Here is a 17,489-nt window from a genome sequence, read left to right as displayed (position 1 = left end):
TCTCTTTTCGCACCTAAAAATACTCTAGAATAAACACCACCCCCCCGTCACCCGCGGCCGCGCCACTTCTTATTGTCTCGGCTTTAATCCTCGTTCACGACTGTCGCAATTCGGCCCGTTCTTCGTCCGTGAACACGCGGGAACGGGTCAAGAACCGTTTGCCTTCGACGCCCTCGACCGAGAACATGCCGCCTCTGCCGTCGACGACGTCGATGATGAGTTGCGTATGTTTCCAATAATCATATTGCTTCTCGTGAATATAGAACGGACAACCGCCAATCTCTCCGAGCAGGACGTCATGGTCGCCGACGATAAACTCACCTTCGGGAAAGCACATCGGTGAGCTTCCGTCGCAACAACCGCCGGACTGGTGAAACAGGAGAGGTCCGTGCTTTCGTTTCAGCTGGTCGAGAAGCGCGATCGTGGCGGGGGTGGCCTCGACGCGATTCACCATCTTAGAAGAACCCGAGCTTTTGCTCGCTGTAGCTGACGAGCATATTTTTCGTCCGTTGGTAGTGGCTGAGCATCATCTTATGGTTCTCACGGCCAATCCCAGACATCTTATACCCGCCGAACGCAGCGTGCGCCGGGTATTGGTGATAACAGTTGATCCAGACGCGGCCCGCTTGAATGTCACGCCCGAAACGGTACGCCCGGTTCATATCCCGCGTCCAAACGCCCGCACCGAGGCCATAAAGGGTGTCGTTCGCGATGGCGATCGCTTCGGCATCGTCTTTGAATGTCGTCACCGAAAGCACCGGTCCGAAAATTTCCTCTTGGAAGATGCGCATCTTATTGTGGCCTTTGAAGATGGTCGGTTGGATATAGAATCCGTCGGCGAGTTCACCGTCCATCATGTTGCGCTCACCGCCGATCAAGCACTCCGCCCCTTCTGACTTTCCAATCTCAAGGTACGACAAGATTTTCTCCATCTGCTCATTCGATGCTTGCGCACCCATCATGACGTCAGGGTCGAGCGGGTTACCGAGCTTGATCGCTTTGACGCGCTCGAGGACGCGCTCCATGAACGGTTCGTAGATCGACTCGTGAATGAGGGCGCGCGATGGGCACGTACACACCTCGCCTTGGTTCAACGCGAACATGACGAGCCCTTCAATCGCTTTATCAAAGAAGTCATCGTCCGCGTCCATGATATCGGCGAAGAAGATGTTTGGCGACTTGCCGCCAAGCTCGAGCGTGACCGGGATGATATTTTGTGACGCGTATTGCATGATCAACCGACCTGTCGTCGTCTCACCGGTGAACGCGACTTTGTCGACGCGGTCGCTCGAGGCGAGCGGCTTTCCGGCTTCAAGACCGAATCCGTTGACGATGTTCAAAACACCTGGCGGAAGCAAGTCTTCAATCAATTCCATAAGCACCATGATGGAGGAAGGTGTCTGCTCGGCCGGCTTCAGCACGATACAGTTTCCAGCGGCGAGCGCCGGTGCGACTTTCCAAACCGCCATTAAAATCGGGAAGTTCCACGGAATGATCTGGGCGACGACGCCGAGCGGTTCTTGGAAGTGATAAGCGACCGTGTCGTTATCGAGTTCGCTGATGCCACCTTCTTGAGAGCGGATCACACCGGCGAAATAACGGAAATGATCGATCGCGAGCGGAAGGTCGGCGTTGAGCGTCTCGCGAACGGCCTTCCCGTTCTCCCACGTTTCTGCGTAGGCAAGCATTTCGAGGTTCTCTTCCATCCGATCGGCGATTTTATTCAAAATGACGGCTCGCTCGGTGACCGATGTTTTTCCCCACGACTCTTTGGCCGCGTGGGCTGCATCTAGAGCGAGTTCGACATCTTCTTTAGTCGAACGGGCGACTTCACACAAAACTTTACCATTTACCGGAGAGGTGTTCTCAAAGTATTCTCCTCCTGCAGGCGCGGTCCACTTTCCGTTGATGTAGTTCTCGTAGCGGTCTTTAAAGTGTACTTTCGTGCCTGTCGAGTTCGGGACTTCATAAATCATGGTCGTTCCTCCCTTTTCCGTAAAGTATAGGGACTCTATGTATGCGCTTACATTTTTGCCGTAAGCAAATAGTTCCCTTTTTCATCCTAACGGGTAATTGTGACAAATGTCAAAATTTTTTGACAATAATTTGTCACATCATCGTCTAAATGTTTTGAAGTCAAGATTTGTGGTAATCACAATACTGTGAAGTGAAAATCAACCTGAAGGAGTGGACGCACGTATGGCCAAAACTTATCAAGTCGACCCAGCGCACAGTACGATTAACTTTACGGTCAAACATATGATGATCTCGAAAGTAAAAGGGGAATTTAAAGACTTCACGGTCGAGGCGAACGGACAGCCTGAAGAACTGGCGAAGGTGAAAGTCGTCATCAAAGCGGCTTCGATTGACACGAACAATGGTGATCGTGACACGCATCTGCGGTCAGGCGACTTCTTTGACGTCGAACAATACGAGGACATCGTGTTCGAGTCGACATCGTTCCGCTCAAAAGGCGGCGGCGAGTTCGAGTTGACCGGAAACTTATCGATTCGAGGGACGACGCGCGAAGAGACGTTCGAGGTCGAATATGAAGGCAGCGCCAAAGATCCTTGGGGTAACTTGAAACACGCCTTCTCCGGAGACGGGTCCATCAACCGGGAAGATTACGGATTGACGTGGAACCAGGCGCTCGAAGCGGGTGGCGTGCTCGTCGATAAGAAAGTCAAATTTGATTTCGAACTCCAATTCACGGAATCTGAAGCATAATAAAAAGTCGCTCCGAGGAGCGACTTTTTACTGTTCGTAAGCCAATTTCTTTTGCAGGCTCTCTTCGCTGAACACCCAACCGGTGAACGATGACAACACTTCGTTCGACTCTTCGTCGACGATGACGACTGCGACGAACGGATAGATGTCTTTTGAGAAGTAGCGCAAATTCGTGAAACGATACTCGATCATCCCGTTGTGGCGTGTGACCGTATACGTGTGAATCTTCGAGAACTCGAGGAACGATTGAAGATCCGCATTTTTACGGGCTTCGACGAAATGAAGATCGTCTTCACCAGGCATCGGTTTATCGCGGAAACGACCACATTCGATGACCGTCCCTTTTTTCACTTTGACCGCGCCGAGTCCGTCACGGAAACGGACGGCAACGTGCCAGTCATCCCAACCGATACCAGGTGAGATGAAGAGCTCGTGGGCTCCGGCGAAGTGGCGCGCCACCGTGGCCAAAGCCCGGTTACGTAATTTGAACTGAATCGCGTAATAGCTGATCACGAGCGCAATGAGCAATGCAAAAATCGGGACAGTCGCCCCTGTGATGAGCCATAATACATATGCCCCGTAATAAGCCGAGAACAAGTACGGATCGAACGTCCCGATGACGCCCCATCCAATCCATTTCTTCGAGAACGGTTGGAGGGCTTGCGTCCCGTAGGCGTTGAACAAGTCGACGGTAACGTGTAACAGTACCGCGATTTGAGCCATGATCCATAAAGAGGCGGGGTTGACGCCGAGCACAGTCCCAATGACCGCGCTGACGATGATCGGCCAAGCAAGAAGTGCGGTGATTCCGTGTGAACGACCGCGGTGCTGGCGCAAATACGTGCTATTTCCTTTAAGTTTGAAGACAGTATCAAAGTCCGGAGCGTGCGAACCGATGAGTGCGGTCGCTGTCATGGCGAGAAACATCTGTGCGTCACCGGACACTTCCGGGCTGAGCGTCGCAAGGGCACTTAAACCGAGCCCCATCCCAATGTGAGTAGCAGTATCCAATGTGCTTCAGCACCTCCATAAATGAAAACGGCGTTAACTGATCCATTACATCATACAATATTTTTAAAATGAGGGGAAACAAAATGCTCGATCTTGATAAATTGTTCACAAATTATAATATTCAAGAGTTTAACACAAATTTGGTGACATGGTTCAACCGCGAAAAACGAGATTTGCCGTGGCGACATGCGAAAAATCCATACCGGGTTTGGGTGAGCGAGGTCATGCTCCAACAGACACGTGTCGATACGGTCATCCCATACTATAACCGCTTCATGAATCGCTTTCCGACCATCGAGGACTTAGCGGCGGCCGACGCCGAAGAAGTGGTGAAATATTGGGAAGGGCTCGGGTACTATTCTCGTGTCCGTAACCTCCATGCGGCTGTCAAAGAAGTCGTTGCCGTCTATGACGGGATTGTCCCAGAGGAAAAGGAACGGTTCGAGAAGTTGAAAGGGGTAGGGCCCTATACGACAGGAGCGGTGCTTTCCATCGCTTACAATCAACCGGAACCGGCCGTCGACGGAAACGTTATGCGGGTCATGTCCCGACAATTCGGAATTTACGACGACATCGCAGTCCCAAAGACAAGGAAACAGTTCGAACAAGTCGTAAGGCGGTTGATGGATCCGAGCCACGCTTCAGACTTTAATGAGGCGGTCATGGAACTTGGAGCGACGGTATGTACCCCGAAAAATCCGATGTGCTCGCTCTGTCCGGTCCAAGATCACTGTTATGCTTATACCCATCACGTCCAAGATGAACTCCCGGTCAAAACGAAAAAAGGAGCGGCACGCATCGAAATGTACGACGCGCTCCTTTGCCGCCGTGACGGACGCACTGCTTACGTGAGACGACCTGATGCCGGTCTTCTCGCAGGAATGTGGCAATATCCGCTTACAGAACGCGGAACGGGGGAACAGTTTAACGGAACCTATGTTGGACAAGTGAAACACGTGTTTTCACACATCGTCTGGTATCTCGATTTGTACGAGGTCGAGGCGTTGCCGGAAGGTGAGTGGGTGTGGCTCGATGAAAGCGAACGCGATGTCGTGAGCGTGTCGGTCGCCCAACAAAAACTAGAACAGATGGCAGGTGCGAGAGATGAGACAGTTTAACGTACGGACAGCGTTCGAAGCGTCGCCTGACACGATATGGACGTTGCTTCAAGACGCATCTTTGTTGACAGAGTTGACCTCGTTTCCACAAGTGACGCTCCTCGGGGACGGGGCGTCGGTTGAAGGGAATGAAGTACGGCTCCGTGTCGGGGTCGGTCCGATCGCACTTCCATGGCATAGCGCCATCACGTTGACCGGACCGCATGCGTTTTGTGACCAAGGTGTGAAATTGCCGTTCCCGTTCAAGCGCTTTTGTCACGTTCATCGCGTTGAAACAGTGGACGGACGGGCCGTCATGGTCGATGAGGTCACGTTCGACAGCTACGTGCCGTCCGTGCTCGTCGAATATTTCGTGTTGCGCCCGATGTTCAAAGCACGTGCCGCCGCATTCCAAAACATACTAAATTCGTGAAAATAAGAGATTTCCTTTTTCATTGGTTCTGAAAGTCGCTATAATTAAATATGAGAATTGTATAGCATCATAGCGGAAAGGAGGAGCTTATGAGCTTATTTCCCAAAGCAGGTAGCAAGATCGAGATACAGAGCTACAAGCACAACGGAACTTTGCATCGCGTTTGGGAAGAAACGCTCGTCCTTCAGTCGTCTAAAACGGATATGATCGGATTCAATGACCGCATCATGGTCAGTGAGTCAGACGGCCGGCAATGGAGAACAAGAGAGCCGGCAATTTGCTACTTTTCATCTGAGTTTTGGTTCAATGTCATCTGCATGATTCGCGAAGACGGGATTTACTACTACTGTAATCTAGGTTCGCCGACAACGTTCGATGGGGCAGAACGAGCCATCAAGTACATTGACTACGATTTAGATATTAAAGTGTTCCCGGATATGTCGTACACGATTTTAGATGAGGATGAATATGAGCGGCATCGTCGCGAGATGAATTATCCGAAAGCGATTGATCGAATCTTGAAACAGAACGTGCAAGAACTGATCAACTGGATTCGAGGACGGAAAGGGCCGTTCAACCCAACATTCGTCGATGAATGGTATCGCGAATACGAAGCACGTTACCGGAGATGAGGACTCATCTCCGCTTTTTTTCTTGAAGGAGGATTCCATGGGCAGTATTAGACGCTATTTACAGTTCGTAAAACCATATAAAAAACAAATTGCGTTGACGATCTTCGTCGGGATTTTGAAGTTTTCCATCCCGCTTGGGTTACCGCTCCTTTATAGACATGTCATTGACACCTATTTAACGGACCCGGACCCGGCGGCGGATTACACTGAGCTCGTCTGGTTGTTCAGCATCATCTTCTTCATCTTCCTCGTCTTGAAGCCGCCGATCGAGTATTTACGCCAATACTTGGCACAATGGGCGGCGACGCGGATTTTATTTGACGTTCGGAACCGATTGTTCGACCACGTGCAAAAGCTATCGCTTCGTTACTATTCGAACAATAAGACCGGGCAGATCATCTCGCGGATCATCAACGACGTCGAACAGACGAAAGATTTCGTCATCACGGGACTCATGAACATTTGGCTCGATATGGTCACGATTTTAATCGCCATCGCAATCATGTATACGATCGACCCGCAACTGACGCTCATCGCCGTGTTGCCGCTCCCGTTCTACGCGATCGCCGTCCGCTACTTTTACGGACGCTTGCGCCGACTCACACGAGAACGTTCGGCCGCGCTCGCGGATCTGCAAGGCCATTTGACGGAACGCGTCAACGGGATGGCCGTCATCCGCAGTTTCGCGCTCGAGCCGTATGAGAACAAGGCGTTCGAAGAACAGAACGGCGGCTTCTTGAAAGCCGCACTTCGTCATACCGGATGGAACGCGAAGACGTACGTCGTCGTCTCGACGATTACGGATATCGCACCGATTTTGATCTTTACGTCGGCTTCTTGGCTCGTCTTACAAGGCGACGTCTCACTCGGTACGCTCGTCGCGTTCATCGCCTATATCGACCGTCTTTACGCGCCGCTCGGCCGTCTCGTCAACTCGGCGACGACGCTCACGCAGTCGGTCGCGTCGATGGACCGGGTGTTTGAATTCCTTGATGAGCCGTATGACATCGAACAGAAAAACGATGCGTTCGTCCCGGTGAAGACAGCCGGAGACATTGAGCTCGACCGTGTCGGATTTGCCTACGAAAAAGAAGGGACGCGGGCTTTGCGCGACGTCAGCCTTCATATCCGGTCCGGGGAACGGGTCGCTTTCGTCGGTATGTCCGGCGGCGGAAAATCGACGCTCGTCAGTTTGATTCCACGTTTTTATGACGTGACGGACGGCAGTATTAAAATTGATGGCGTCGATGTCCGTGATTTTAAACTTCGTGCCCTCCGTGACCAAATCGGTATGGTCATGCAAGATTCGGTCCTCTTCAGTGAATCGGTCGCCATGAACATCCGGATGGGGAATCCGGAAGCGACGGACGATGCGGTCATCGCCGCCGCGAAAGCAGCGAACGCTCACGAGTTCATCATGAACTTGCCTGACGGCTACAATACGCCGGTCGGCGAAAAAGGGGTCAAGTTGTCAGGTGGACAGAAGCAACGTCTCGCCATCGCCCGCGTGTTTTTGAAACATCCGCCAATCATCATTCTCGATGAGGCGACGAGCGCGCTCGACCTTGAAAGTGAGTCGATGATCCAAGATTCGCTCGCAAGGTTGACGAAAGGCCGGACGACGCTCATCGTCGCCCACCGTCTCTCGACAATCACCGATGCCGACAAGATTGTCGTCGTCGACAACGGACAAATCATGGAAACGGGGACGCACGAAGAGCTGATGCGTCGCCGAGGCGCTTACTACGACTTGTATATGATTCAAGATTTAGCTGTCGTCGAATGAGGCTTCGAGTTCAACTCGAAGTCTTTTTTTGTTTTCCGAATCAGGTAGACGGGAATGAGGAAACGACATGACTAAAGGGGGATGGTGCTATGAAAAACGGGGATGGATTGATTACCGTGAAGCCGCTCAGCGACGGGTTGGAATTGACGTGGTCGCTTGAAGGAGAAGTGACGGTGACGCGTAACGGCAAAGAAGTCTTCAACGGATCAGTGAATCATTATGTCGACCGTGACACGAAGGTCGGGGAACAAGTCGCTTACCGCATCACGAACACCTCAGGGGAAGAGGCGAAGCTATATACGGCAGCGGTCAATCCACAAGACGAGCTGTACTGGAACCGTCATTTGACGGCGGCCGTCGTGTCGCAAGCGGGAACGTACTTGCAGTGGGACCCGATTCCTGACGTCGAGACGTATGCGATTTACCGCAAAGGTCGTCGCATTGCGGAAGTCGTCGGGACAGGATACATCGATGAGACACCGTTAGAGGCGCCGACCGTTTACGAGGTACGGGCGCTGCGACCCGTCAAATATGATCAAAAACCAGGGACGCGCTTCATTCATGCGGTCGGCAAAGCGATGTCGCTCGCAAAAGAGTTCAATGCGGACACGCGCCGGAATCAAGAACTATACGTCATGTACTTCCTCGTCAGCCCGCCGCGACCGGAGACGGCAACTGTTGACGAGATCCAGCTCCGTGTGCAGACGTTTATTCGGCCGCCGCGTCTGAAAAATCCGAACTTACTGTCACCGCACCCTTATTTCGAAGGGGACGGTCGGCCTTACAACGTCCATGCCTCTGAATATCGGACACGGACCGAAGTGAAAGTGGAGGGGCTTGAGGACATTCCGATCGTCTCCATCAAAAAAGATGCAGGTGTCACGCGGGGCTTTAATGCGAGACATCAATTGACGGGAGAAGACGTCGCTTCCGTCGATAACGTCTATCTCGAATATGTTGACATCGAGCAAGGCGAAACATCATATCGTCTGCAACATGCTGTCGGCAATCCACTTGTGATTGCGCCAGACATCAAATACACGATTGTGGCGCATCTCAAAAATCAAGCGACGTTCAAGCTGTCCGGGACGCATACCCAGTCCCCGCACCACGAAGTATACCTTCGCGTCGGAGAAGCACCGTGGACGACGATCCACCGAGCCGATGATCTTGGTGTCAGTTTCATGGCGCAACCGATGCCGGATTGTCATTGGACGTATTTAACGTGTATGGACTGAAAAAAACCGTCGACTCATGGAGTCGGCGGTTTTTGTTGGTCGAGAAATCGGCTGCGTTCTTCCGGTGTGGGCAGTTTGCACGTCTCTTTCTTTCCGAACCATTGATAGCGGTTTTTCGCAATGACATCATACCCGAGGTCGCGTAGCGGTCTGGGAATGAAGCGGACGAAACGTAGCCAGCGCCATGTTCCATCTAACTTTTCGGCAATCCGGACCGCCGCATCGGATTTGAGATAAGGCACACCGTCTTTGATCAACACGATGCTGTCGACCGTTTCAGGGATACGATGGCGTTCGCGCAACATCTTCCCGGTATCTGCTTGAAGCGATGCGAAATGGAAGTTCCCGTTTGTGTCGCGATTCAAAATGAATTGGACACTCGCATCACAAAAGTTACAATCCCCGTCGAACAGTACGATAGCTGGCATAACAATCGCCTCCTTCTCTCTTGCTAGTTACCGCTCGAGCGAAAGTTCAAACGTCATGCTGCCAGTTTTCGGACCGATTCCATCTTATAAAGGGAGACGTAATACAAGTACCCCCCTAAGGCACCGAACAGGAAGATGTAACCGCTCATGAACAAGGGGCCGATGAACGCTCCGACGACGATGCCGGCAGCGGCAACGAGTTTGGCCCCGTGGAACGTCAGGCCACCGAAAGCGAGGTACGAGGCGCGACGGTCCGGGTCGAGCAAATCAACTTGCTTCACTTGCCGAATCGGAGAATAGAGCACCTCGCCAAGCGTGAAGACGATGGCTAGAACGGCCAAGACTAAAAATGAGTTCATCGAGGTGATGGCCGCATAGGCAGTGATGTATAACGACAAGCCGATGAAGAAAATATATTGTTCGCGGTAACGTTTCACAAAAGCGGTGACGGCAAACGTAATGGCTACGACGAGGAGTGTATTCTCCAACTGCATGAACGCCATCATCCGAACCCCATCGAACGGGATCCCGACAATCGAACGCTCGTTGAACGTCTCAGCCAAGTGAACCCCGATATAGTTCGCCATATGGAACTCGGTCGAAAAGACGAGCATGCTGCCGAGGACGAACAACATCCAACGACGGTCACCGAGAGCGATCCGATAGTTTTCGATGACGCCGACAATCGGGTTCGCCGGGGTGGAGCGATTGCCTTTATAAGAGTCAACGAGGAAGCGTTGCAACACGAGTGTCGTGATCGTCAAGACGATTGTCATTCCGACGAATAAGGCGAAGCGATGATCCCGATAGAACAACCCGCCGAGCATGACGCCCCCGGCAATCGCCAAATTGACGAGCCAGTAATCGTACACGTAAATCGCTTTTCGATTCGATTCTTCCATTGAATCGATGACGATCGCCTCAAGGGCCGGGTAGTTCAATCCGTTTGAAACCGCGTGACCAAAATAGAGGACGGCGACGACGAGCGCCCAGTTATTAGATGGGTGAATCGCGAACGTCATGCCGATGAAACAAATGATTTGGACGACTTGTCCGATTTGTAACACATGTTTTCGATTGAACCGATCCGAGAAGTATCCACCAAATAAGCCGGTGACGTAACCGACGACAACAAAAGACGTCATGATGATCCCGGCAGTAATTTTACCGAGTTCTGCCGAAAAATATAAAGCCATGAATGGGAAAATGGCCGAACCGACGATGCGGATGAAAAAGCCGCACACGAGCCGGAGCCGGACGTTAGTAGGGAAATCTTTAAATTTCATGTGAACACCTCCTTGTCACTACTGTAATCGTGGACTACACTTGGAAAAAAGAGACAAATCATGTGGAGGTGTCCACTTTTAGGGGGAGTGACATGAATGCAAAGCTTGTAGCGATGTATCATTACGCGGTAGAACAAGGGCGAATCGATGTGACGCTACGGGAAGCGACCCGTGCCATCGGGTACAGTGAGAAGCAAATTAAACGGGACATCAAAGTATGGGCCGTTTCCGGATGGGTGACGTATCAGGCCGGAAGAGGGAGAGGGCACGAGTCGGTCATCCAGTTTACGGCCGGCTTTGATAAGACGTTAAGTGAGTGGATCGAACGATCGTTACAGGAAGCCTCCATGGCGGAGGCGGCCAAGTGGTTGGAATGGGATTGGCCGTCCGCCTTGCGCGAGATTATTCACGCCAGAATTTGGGACCGGTTCGGTTTTGAACAGACCGAGGAAGATCGATTTATTTTTCCACGGACGCGGGCGCTTACGTCGCTTGATCCGCTCGATATCCACATCGCCATGGAAGCATCTTTATCGCGTCATCTGTTTGACCGCTTGTTCGAATGGGACGGGACGTCGATTCAACCTTCGCTCGCGCATCATATGGAAGAAACGCCGTTCGGATTCCGCTGTTACATTAGAAAAGGGATTACGTTCCATAACGGGATCGCGCTCTCGGCGAAAGACGTCGTCTACTCGCTCAACCGACTATTGGAACGAGGCAAACAAACCTGGTTGTTTAGTCCGATTGAGCGAATCGTCTCACCAGCCTCATACGTCGTCGATATTTACACATCGGCACATCGGGCCTACGTCGAACGGTTGCTTTCCCAAACACCGGCCTCGATCTCCTACGAAGGGTCGGAAGGGAATATTGGTACGGGTCCGTTCAAGCTTGAACACGTGTCCGACGAAATCGTCCGGCTCCGGGCGTTCGAACGCGGACTACGGCCCCGTCCTTCATTGGATGTCGTCGAGTTCGTGACGTTTTCGGAGACAGACTACGCCAAATGGAGCCAGCGTGACGATCATCGGCTCGTAAAATGGGTCGCCGAGGCAGGGGCCCGCTACGTCGTCTTCAACATGCGCGATTCTTGGCTTAAATCAGAGCCTGACGTGCGCCGGGCGATTGTACAGGCGATCGATAAACGTGCGTTCGTTCAGCGAGGGGGGGAGCGGCATCAAATCGCTCACGGATTTTTTCCGGAAACGAGTCGGCCGGTCGATCTGTCGACGAATGGATGCGCGAGTTCACGTCCCCTCCGGATTCTCCACCTTCCTTATGTGACCGCTGAAGAAGATGCACGGTTGCTTGCACGACAATTAGAGACGGCTGGTTTCACGATCGAACTCGAGACGTTCACTTTGGCTTCGCTATTAGAAGAAGCGACGCTTTGCCGTGCCGATCTCATCGTATGCGGAGAGATGATGAATGAAGACCTTGATTTGGCTTTTTTGGCGTTTTTGACGAGTGAACTATCGCTCGTCGGAAAAGTTCTCGAAAATGAGGAAGCGCTCCAAACGATGGTGGATCGCTATCAGCAAGTCGGCATGACCGTATGGCCTGCGCTTCATCGGGAAGTCGAGCGCTATTTGACGGAACAAGCGCTTGTCATTCCGCTCTACCATGTTGCCCGGGAGCGACGGTTTCCGAGCTTTCTCGGGGACGTGCCGGTCGACGTGTTCGGTCATCCGCGGTATGAATTGCTGTGGATTCGTCCGACACTATAAAAAATGGTGATGCCGCGCGGCATCACCATCTTTTATAGTTGAGCGAAAGCGCGGTCCACTGCAGCGATCGTCTCCTCGATATCTTGTTCGGTATGTTCGGTCGTCAAGAACCAAGCCTCATATTTCGATGGAGCTAAGTTCACCCCGTTCTCGAGCATCAGCTTGAAGAAACGGCCGAACACTTCACCGTCCGATTTTTCCGCCCCTTCGTAGTCCGTGACGACTTCATCAGTGAAGTAGACGGTGAGGGCGCCTTTCAAACGGTTGAGGGTGATGGTGACATCGTGTTTTTTCGCTGCTTCGCGAATCCCTGTTTCGAGTCGAGCCCCGAGCTGATCTAACTTTTCGTATACGCCTGGCTGCTCAAGCACTTCGAGGCAAGCGATCCCGGTCGCCATCGATGCCGGGTTGCCGGCCATCGTTCCTGCTTGATACGCGGGACCGAGCGGTGCGACCGTTTCCATGATTTCGGCTTTTCCGCCGTAGGCGCCAATCGGCAATCCGCCGCCGATAATTTTTCCGAGCGCCGTCATGTCCGGTTCGATTCCGTATACTTGTTGCGCGCTACCGTACGTGAAGCGGAACGCTGTGATGACTTCATCGTAAATGACGAGGGCGCCTTGTTCGTGGGTGATGTCGTTGACCGCTTGCAAGAAGCCTGGTTTTGGTTCCACGATCCCGAAGTTTCCGACGATCGGTTCGACGAGGACGCAAGCGACTTGGCTGCCCCATTCGTTCATCATGTCACGGAAAGCGTCGATATCGTTGAACGGAACAGTGATGACTTCTTTCGCGGTCGCTTTCGTGACGCCGGCTGAATCAGGGGAGCCGAGTGTCGCGGGACCGCTCCCGGCTGCGATGAGCATTAAATCGGAATGGCCATGATAGCAGCCGCTGAACTTGACGACGAGCTCGCGTCCGGTGTAGGCACGGGCAACCCGAACGGTTGTCATGACAGCCTCAGTCCCGGAATTGGTGAAACGGACTTTATCCATCGATGGGATGGCGGCTTTCAGTTTTTTAGCGAACTCGACTTCGAGCGCGTGAGGTGTCCCGTAAAGGAGTCCTTTTGCGGATGCGGCCATCAAAGCGTTATGAATATGCGGATGCGCATGCCCGGTAATGATTGGGCCGTAAGCAGCCAAATAGTCGATGTAACGATTGCCATCGACATCATAGAAATAAGCTCCTTCGCCGCGATCCATGTAGACCGGGGCTCCGCCGCCCACTGCTTTGAATGAGCGCGATGGGCTATTGACGCCTCCAACGATATGGGTCAGCGCGTCTTGATACAACACGTCTGATTTTTCACGAGTAGGTGATGTGGACATATGTATTGCCTCCTTTTACAAATTCGCACTTATTGTATCATAGCCGTCAACCGCTTAAGCTCAACGTTTGACGAAGGGTTTAGAAATCAGTACACTATTTATAAAGATTACTATGTAAGAAATAGGTTAATTCTAACTAACATTTCGCATGAATTCTAATAGAAGAAATGAGGGATTGCCGTGGGAAGCGAGATGCTTGACCATGCTGTTCAGTCGCTCCGAGAACATGGAGTCAGAATGACGCCTCAGCGCCAGGCCATTTTGGAGTACCTCGTCACGGAGCACAGTCATCCGACGGCGGATGACATTTACAAGGCGCTTTCGGATCGATTTCCGAATATGAGCGTCGCCACTGTTTACAACAACTTGCGCGTCTTTAAAGACATCGGGCTCGTCCAAGAGATGAATTATGGAGACGCCTCGAGCCGGTTTGATTTTGTCACGTCCCGCCACTATCACATCATTTGTGACACGTGCGGCAAAGTCGTCGACTTCAATTATCCGGTGCTTGATGAAATCGAAGCAGTCGCTTCTCAGTTGACCGGCTTCAAAGTTGATCGGCACCGTCTTGAAGTGTACGGGACATGCCCGACGTGCCAGTCGGAACAAACGCATACGCACTAAAAAACACATCCTTGCACAGGATGTGTTTTTTAGTCTTGCGGTTGGGATTGACGCTTATTATATTTTTCGTCGAACTCTTTACCTTCGAGTGATCGGTCAATCGTGAGCGGTTCATCGCAGTGCATACATAAGTCGACACGACCGAGCATCTTTGTCTCTCTCTCGCAGTTAGGGCACGTGACGATGATTGCTTTCGTCGAAGCCATTCCGATGATGAAGTAAAGTGCTGAACTTGATAGTACCATCAAGAAACCGAGCAACATGAATATGATCATCAGCCAGGTGATACTTTTAGCGAGCAGTCCGAGATACATGACCCCGATGCCGCCAAAAATGAGCAGTAACGCCACATTACGAGCGCGGTTGATTTTATTCCCCCGTTTTTTCATCTTGTAATCCCTCCATGTCTGTCTTTACTATATCTCATCTATAGAGTGGTGAGAAGTTCGTCTCCTCATTGGCAGGAGATTTTTATAAAGAAGGCGAATCATTTTCGTAGCAGACCAGATTTTCAGGTGAACCGGGTGTTCACAAATAGAAAGAAGGGATCAAGGTGACAATGGAGTATGCGACTCGGACAATTTATTCAGAATATGCAGCCTTGAAAACAACGCTCGGCATTATCGAAGTGAAGAAAAAACGACCACGAGATCCGTTGACCGATCAATCCGATCGGCTGTTGATTGTGATTGAAGCCAAAGTCGACCCATTTTGGACAGTCAAACACTATCAAATCGGGCAAGAGAAAATCGTCCTTCACCTCGTCAGTGATTCGATGATGGACCGTTGGATTTTGATGAATGAGAACCGACGGGCAATCCACTGGATTGAAGACGGAATGGTTTTATTCGAACGTAATGAATTTTTATTGGACCTTAGGCAGCGATTGCGTAACTTTTCGAATGAAGAGCAACGTCTGCAGCTCTCGCTCTCCTTTGCGAAACTATTGAGACGATTCGAGGATGGACGCGGTTTGTTTTTGGAAGGCGAATACCAAGATGCTTTTACACAAATTCATCACGCGTTGACGCACTTGGCACGCCTATCGATTTTAGAGGCGGGAATCCATCCGGAGATCATTTTATGGAAGCAAGTACGTAAACTTGATTTAGAAGTGTACAAACTCCACGAAGAATTAGTGAGTGGAGGCGAGTCGCTTGAACAACGAATCCACCTCGTCATCATCGGTATGGAACACTTGATTCAATCGAAAGTGTTGCCGGGGACGTTATTGTTATTGCAAGCCATGCAACAACGAGAAGAACCGTGGCCGTTCTCGGAACTGATGGAGCATCCGGACTTGCAGGAGCTTCGCGTCGATTTGGGGAGCATCATCAGTTTCCTTGTACGCAAAGGATACGTTCGCGCAGTGGCGAGGCCGACAAAAGGCGTCGGCGTCGAAGCGATTGCCTACGAAATCTCATAGAACAATTAGAAATGGAGATAGTAAGATAGATGAAAATCTCGAAGTTTTTGTTAGGCAGTTTTTTTATTATACTTGTGGCCGGTGTTTTAACGTTCGTGACCGCGATATTTACGATGGGGAATCCGATTGAAGGTGGCCGGCCGATTATTTGGACGATTTGGTATGTGGCCGCTTTTCTAATTTTTATGATGGCGCTATATGATTTTTCAACACTTTCGAAAACTCGTACCAAGCGTGTCGCATTGATTGGGACGATCATCGGTGTCGTGCTCTTTAGTTCTGTGAAAGGGTACTACGTTTATACAGCGGGGCTTCGAATCGATGAACGGGGTGTCGAGTTGCTCGATTATAAACCGTTCCAGCCGGAATCTGATGTGGCAAAACTCGATGCTCCGGCCTCGTTTACAATTGGAGCGGACATTCCACGCCTTGATGGGGCGACTGCGCTTTATCCGCTTTACGCTGCTTTTGTCGAGGCGACTTATCCGTCAGGGAACTATGACCCGTATCGTCCTGATGCCAGTCGAGTCGTTTCGACGACAACAGGTGAAGCATACGATCGATTGATCTACGGACAAGCGGATATCATATTCGTGGCCGGTCCGTCAGATCGCCAAATCGCTGCGGCCGAGCGTCAGGACGTCAAGTTTAAGATGACACCGATCGGGCGCGAAGCGTTCATCTTCTTCGTGCATGAAGATAATCCCGTCGATTCGCTTGGATTAGATGAGATTCAGCAAATCTATGCGGGGGATATCCGTAATTGGAAAGAGGTCGGTGGAAAAGATGATTCGATTCGTGCTTTCCAACGGCCAGAAGGAAGCGGGAGTCAGACTGCCTTGCAGCGGATGATGGGTGAAAAAGAGTTGATGGACGCCCCGGTCGAGGATGTCCCGGAAGGTATGGGCGGCATCATCGAGCAGACGGCAGCCTATAAAAACCATAAAAATGCGATCGGTTTCTCGTTCCGCTACTATGCGTCTGACATGATTAAAGAGCATGATATTAAGTTGCTTCAAGTGAACGGGGTCGCGCCTACAGTTGAAACGATTGCTGATGGTACATATCCGATTACCTCTGAGTTCTATGCGATTACGACAGAGGAACGTTACGAACAATACAAACCTTTCCTCGAGTGGATGACTTCAGAAGAAGGCCAAACTCTCGTCGAACGGACGGGTTATGTTCCACTTGCGAAAGACTGATTGGTTGGGCCTCATTAGACGAGGCTCAACTTTTTTTAATTATTTGCGATAATTCTATTGACGATGTGGGAAATAGAGATTATAGTTATAAACGTTGTCACGACAAAAGATTATTTCAGTAAAACAATTTGTGAAAAAAGTTGTTGACGCGGAGATGACCGACGTGATAAATTAATTGAGTCGCCACTGAGCGACAGACGAACTTTGAAAACTGAACGATGAGGCAAAAAAAAGTTTTACAAGTTTTGATTGAAGCGCAAGCTTCGTCATTTTCAAGAGCTATATCAAATTCTTTGGAGAGTTTGATCCTGGCTCAGGACGAACGCTGGCGGCGTGCCTAATACATGCAAGTCGAGCGCAGGAAATCGACGGAACCCTTCGGGGGGAAGTCGACGGAATGAGCGGCGGACGGGTGAGTAACACGTAAAGAACCTGCCCTCAGGTCTGGGATAACCACGAGAAATCGGGGCTAATACCGGATGGGTCATCGAACCGCATGGTTCGAGGATGAAAGGCGCTTCGGCGTCGCCTGGGG

At 51.2% G+C, this 17,489-nt stretch carries 17 protein-coding genes and 1 rRNA gene; 11 read left to right on the top strand and 7 right to left on the bottom strand.

What is annotated here, in order from left to right:
- Positions 1-94: 94 nt before the first annotated feature.
- Positions 95-454: a DUF779 domain-containing protein gene (locus JJU47_RS01530; RefSeq protein WP_228615796.1), complete on the bottom strand. Its 360-nt coding sequence runs from the start codon at positions 452-454 to the stop codon at positions 95-97.
- 1 nt (position 455) lies between these two features.
- A complete protein-coding gene (gene adh, locus JJU47_RS01525) occupies positions 456-1,976 on the bottom strand; it encodes an aldehyde dehydrogenase (RefSeq protein WP_228615795.1) in 1,521 nt (506 codons plus the stop codon).
- 223 nt (positions 1,977-2,199) lie between these two features.
- Here adh and JJU47_RS01520 point away from each other — a divergent pair, with 223 nt between their 5' ends.
- Positions 2,200-2,727, top strand: a complete 528-nt coding sequence (locus JJU47_RS01520; RefSeq protein WP_228615794.1) for a YceI family protein — start codon at positions 2,200-2,202, stop codon at positions 2,725-2,727.
- A gap of 27 nt (positions 2,728-2,754) precedes the next feature.
- On the opposite strand, the gene JJU47_RS01515 is transcribed toward JJU47_RS01520, so the two are convergent.
- Positions 2,755-3,738: a metal-dependent hydrolase gene (locus JJU47_RS01515; protein ID WP_228615793.1), complete on the bottom strand. Its 984-nt coding sequence runs from the start codon at positions 3,736-3,738 to the stop codon at positions 2,755-2,757.
- A gap of 83 nt (positions 3,739-3,821) precedes the next feature.
- Between JJU47_RS01515 and mutY the strand changes: the two genes are divergently transcribed.
- The 5 genes from mutY to JJU47_RS01490 all read left to right on the top strand — a co-directional run bounded on the left by mutY (position 3,822) and on the right by JJU47_RS01490 (position 8,924).
- The gene (mutY, locus tag JJU47_RS01510) at positions 3,822-4,856 is read left to right on the top strand and encodes an A/G-specific adenine glycosylase (protein ID WP_228615792.1); all 1,035 of its coding nucleotides are present in this window, start codon (positions 3,822-3,824) and stop codon (positions 4,854-4,856) included.
- Positions 4,843-5,268, top strand: a complete 426-nt coding sequence (locus JJU47_RS01505; RefSeq protein WP_228615791.1) for an SRPBCC family protein — start codon at positions 4,843-4,845, stop codon at positions 5,266-5,268. Before mutY ends, JJU47_RS01505 begins: the two co-directional genes overlap by 14 nt.
- Positions 5,269-5,357: 89 nt before the next feature.
- Positions 5,358-5,900, top strand: a complete 543-nt coding sequence (gene ntdP, locus JJU47_RS01500) for a nucleoside tri-diphosphate phosphatase (protein WP_021067741.1) — start codon at positions 5,358-5,360, stop codon at positions 5,898-5,900.
- A gap of 37 nt (positions 5,901-5,937) precedes the next feature.
- Complete coding sequence (locus tag JJU47_RS01495; protein ID WP_228615790.1) at positions 5,938-7,686, top strand: ABC transporter ATP-binding protein; 1,749 nt, start codon at positions 5,938-5,940, stop codon at positions 7,684-7,686.
- Between the two features lie 89 nt (positions 7,687-7,775).
- On the top strand, positions 7,776-8,924 hold the full coding sequence (locus tag JJU47_RS01490; protein ID WP_228615789.1) for a DUF3238 domain-containing protein: 1,149 nt from the start codon (positions 7,776-7,778) through the stop codon (positions 8,922-8,924).
- 14 nt (positions 8,925-8,938) lie between these two features.
- On the opposite strand, the gene JJU47_RS01485 is transcribed toward JJU47_RS01490, so the two are convergent.
- Together JJU47_RS01485 and JJU47_RS01480 are read right to left on the bottom strand one after the other, a co-directional pair.
- Entirely contained in the window at positions 8,939-9,352 is a 414-nt protein-coding gene (locus JJU47_RS01485; protein ID WP_228615788.1) for a thiol-disulfide oxidoreductase DCC family protein, read from the bottom strand.
- Positions 9,353-9,405: 53 nt separating this feature from the next.
- Entirely contained in the window at positions 9,406-10,638 is a 1,233-nt protein-coding gene (locus tag JJU47_RS01480; protein ID WP_228615787.1) for an MFS transporter, read from the bottom strand.
- Positions 10,639-10,730: 92 nt separating this feature from the next.
- On the opposite strand from JJU47_RS01480, the gene JJU47_RS01475 reads away from it, so the two are divergent.
- Positions 10,731-12,368, top strand: a complete 1,638-nt coding sequence (locus JJU47_RS01475) for an ABC transporter substrate-binding protein (RefSeq protein WP_228615786.1) — start codon at positions 10,731-10,733, stop codon at positions 12,366-12,368.
- Positions 12,369-12,400: 32 nt separating this feature from the next.
- On the opposite strand, the gene JJU47_RS01470 is transcribed toward JJU47_RS01475, so the two are convergent.
- Positions 12,401-13,699, bottom strand: coding sequence for a glutamate-1-semialdehyde 2,1-aminomutase (locus JJU47_RS01470; protein ID WP_228615785.1), 1,299 nt, complete (start codon positions 13,697-13,699; stop codon positions 12,401-12,403).
- 192 nt (positions 13,700-13,891) lie between these two features.
- On the opposite strand from JJU47_RS01470, the gene perR reads away from it, so the two are divergent.
- A complete protein-coding gene (gene perR / locus JJU47_RS01465) occupies positions 13,892-14,323 on the top strand; it encodes a peroxide-responsive transcriptional repressor PerR (RefSeq protein ID WP_167601166.1) in 432 nt (143 codons plus the stop codon).
- Positions 14,324-14,352: 29 nt separating this feature from the next.
- Here the strand turns inward: perR and JJU47_RS01460 are convergent, their stop codons facing one another.
- On the bottom strand, positions 14,353-14,712 hold the full coding sequence (locus JJU47_RS01460) for a YgzB family protein (protein WP_024372412.1): 360 nt from the start codon (positions 14,710-14,712) through the stop codon (positions 14,353-14,355).
- Between the two features lie 170 nt (positions 14,713-14,882).
- On the opposite strand from JJU47_RS01460, the gene JJU47_RS01455 reads away from it, so the two are divergent.
- The 3 genes from JJU47_RS01455 to JJU47_RS01445 form a co-directional block, all read left to right on the top strand.
- Entirely contained in the window at positions 14,883-15,749 is an 867-nt protein-coding gene (locus JJU47_RS01455) for a nucleotidyltransferase-like protein (protein ID WP_024372413.1), read from the top strand.
- 29 nt (positions 15,750-15,778) lie between these two features.
- The gene (locus JJU47_RS01450; RefSeq protein ID WP_228615784.1) at positions 15,779-16,954 is read left to right on the top strand and encodes a PstS family phosphate ABC transporter substrate-binding protein; all 1,176 of its coding nucleotides are present in this window, start codon (positions 15,779-15,781) and stop codon (positions 16,952-16,954) included.
- A 290-nt stretch (positions 16,955-17,244) separates the two neighbouring features.
- Positions 17,245-17,489, top strand: a 16S ribosomal RNA gene (locus JJU47_RS01445); the annotation flags it as partial.

This window comes from Exiguobacterium sp. (assembly GCF_020832205.1).
In the GTDB taxonomy this organism is placed as follows: Bacteria; Bacillota; Bacilli; order Exiguobacteriales; family Exiguobacteriaceae; genus Exiguobacterium.
The sequence above is the reverse complement of the archived record's forward strand: the minus strand, read 5'-3'. Positions and strand labels throughout refer to the sequence as shown.

What these genes read in the sequence shown, in the direction of transcription:
- mutY (WP_228615792.1), top strand. Translation starts at nt 3,822, where the DNA reads ATGCTCGATCTTGATAAATTGTTCACAAATTATAATATTCAAGAGTTT.
- JJU47_RS01505 (WP_228615791.1), top strand. Translation starts at nt 4,843, where the DNA reads ATGAGACAGTTTAACGTACGGACAGCGTTCGAAGCGTCGCCTGACACG.
- JJU47_RS01450 (WP_228615784.1), top strand. Translation starts at nt 15,779, where the DNA reads ATGAAAATCTCGAAGTTTTTGTTAGGCAGTTTTTTTATTATACTTGTG.
- JJU47_RS01520 (WP_228615794.1), top strand. Translation starts at nt 2,200, where the DNA reads ATGGCCAAAACTTATCAAGTCGACCCAGCGCACAGTACGATTAACTTT.
- JJU47_RS01480 (WP_228615787.1), bottom strand. Translation starts at nt 10,638, where the DNA reads ATGAAATTTAAAGATTTCCCTACTAACGTCCGGCTCCGGCTCGTGTGC.
- JJU47_RS01455 (WP_024372413.1), top strand. Translation starts at nt 14,883, where the DNA reads ATGGAGTATGCGACTCGGACAATTTATTCAGAATATGCAGCCTTGAAA.
- adh (WP_228615795.1), bottom strand. Translation starts at nt 1,976, where the DNA reads ATGATTTATGAAGTCCCGAACTCGACAGGCACGAAAGTACACTTTAAA.
- JJU47_RS01530 (WP_228615796.1), bottom strand. Translation starts at nt 454, where the DNA reads ATGGTGAATCGCGTCGAGGCCACCCCCGCCACGATCGCGCTTCTCGAC.
- JJU47_RS01475 (WP_228615786.1), top strand. Translation starts at nt 10,731, where the DNA reads ATGAATGCAAAGCTTGTAGCGATGTATCATTACGCGGTAGAACAAGGG.
- JJU47_RS01495 (WP_228615790.1), top strand. Translation starts at nt 5,938, where the DNA reads ATGGGCAGTATTAGACGCTATTTACAGTTCGTAAAACCATATAAAAAA.
- perR (WP_167601166.1), top strand. Translation starts at nt 13,892, where the DNA reads ATGCTTGACCATGCTGTTCAGTCGCTCCGAGAACATGGAGTCAGAATG.
- JJU47_RS01490 (WP_228615789.1), top strand. Translation starts at nt 7,776, where the DNA reads ATGAAAAACGGGGATGGATTGATTACCGTGAAGCCGCTCAGCGACGGG.
- JJU47_RS01460 (WP_024372412.1), bottom strand. Translation starts at nt 14,712, where the DNA reads ATGAAAAAACGGGGGAATAAAATCAACCGCGCTCGTAATGTGGCGTTA.
- ntdP (WP_021067741.1), top strand. Translation starts at nt 5,358, where the DNA reads ATGAGCTTATTTCCCAAAGCAGGTAGCAAGATCGAGATACAGAGCTAC.
- JJU47_RS01470 (WP_228615785.1), bottom strand. Translation starts at nt 13,699, where the DNA reads ATGTCCACATCACCTACTCGTGAAAAATCAGACGTGTTGTATCAAGAC.
- JJU47_RS01485 (WP_228615788.1), bottom strand. Translation starts at nt 9,352, where the DNA reads ATGCCAGCTATCGTACTGTTCGACGGGGATTGTAACTTTTGTGATGCG.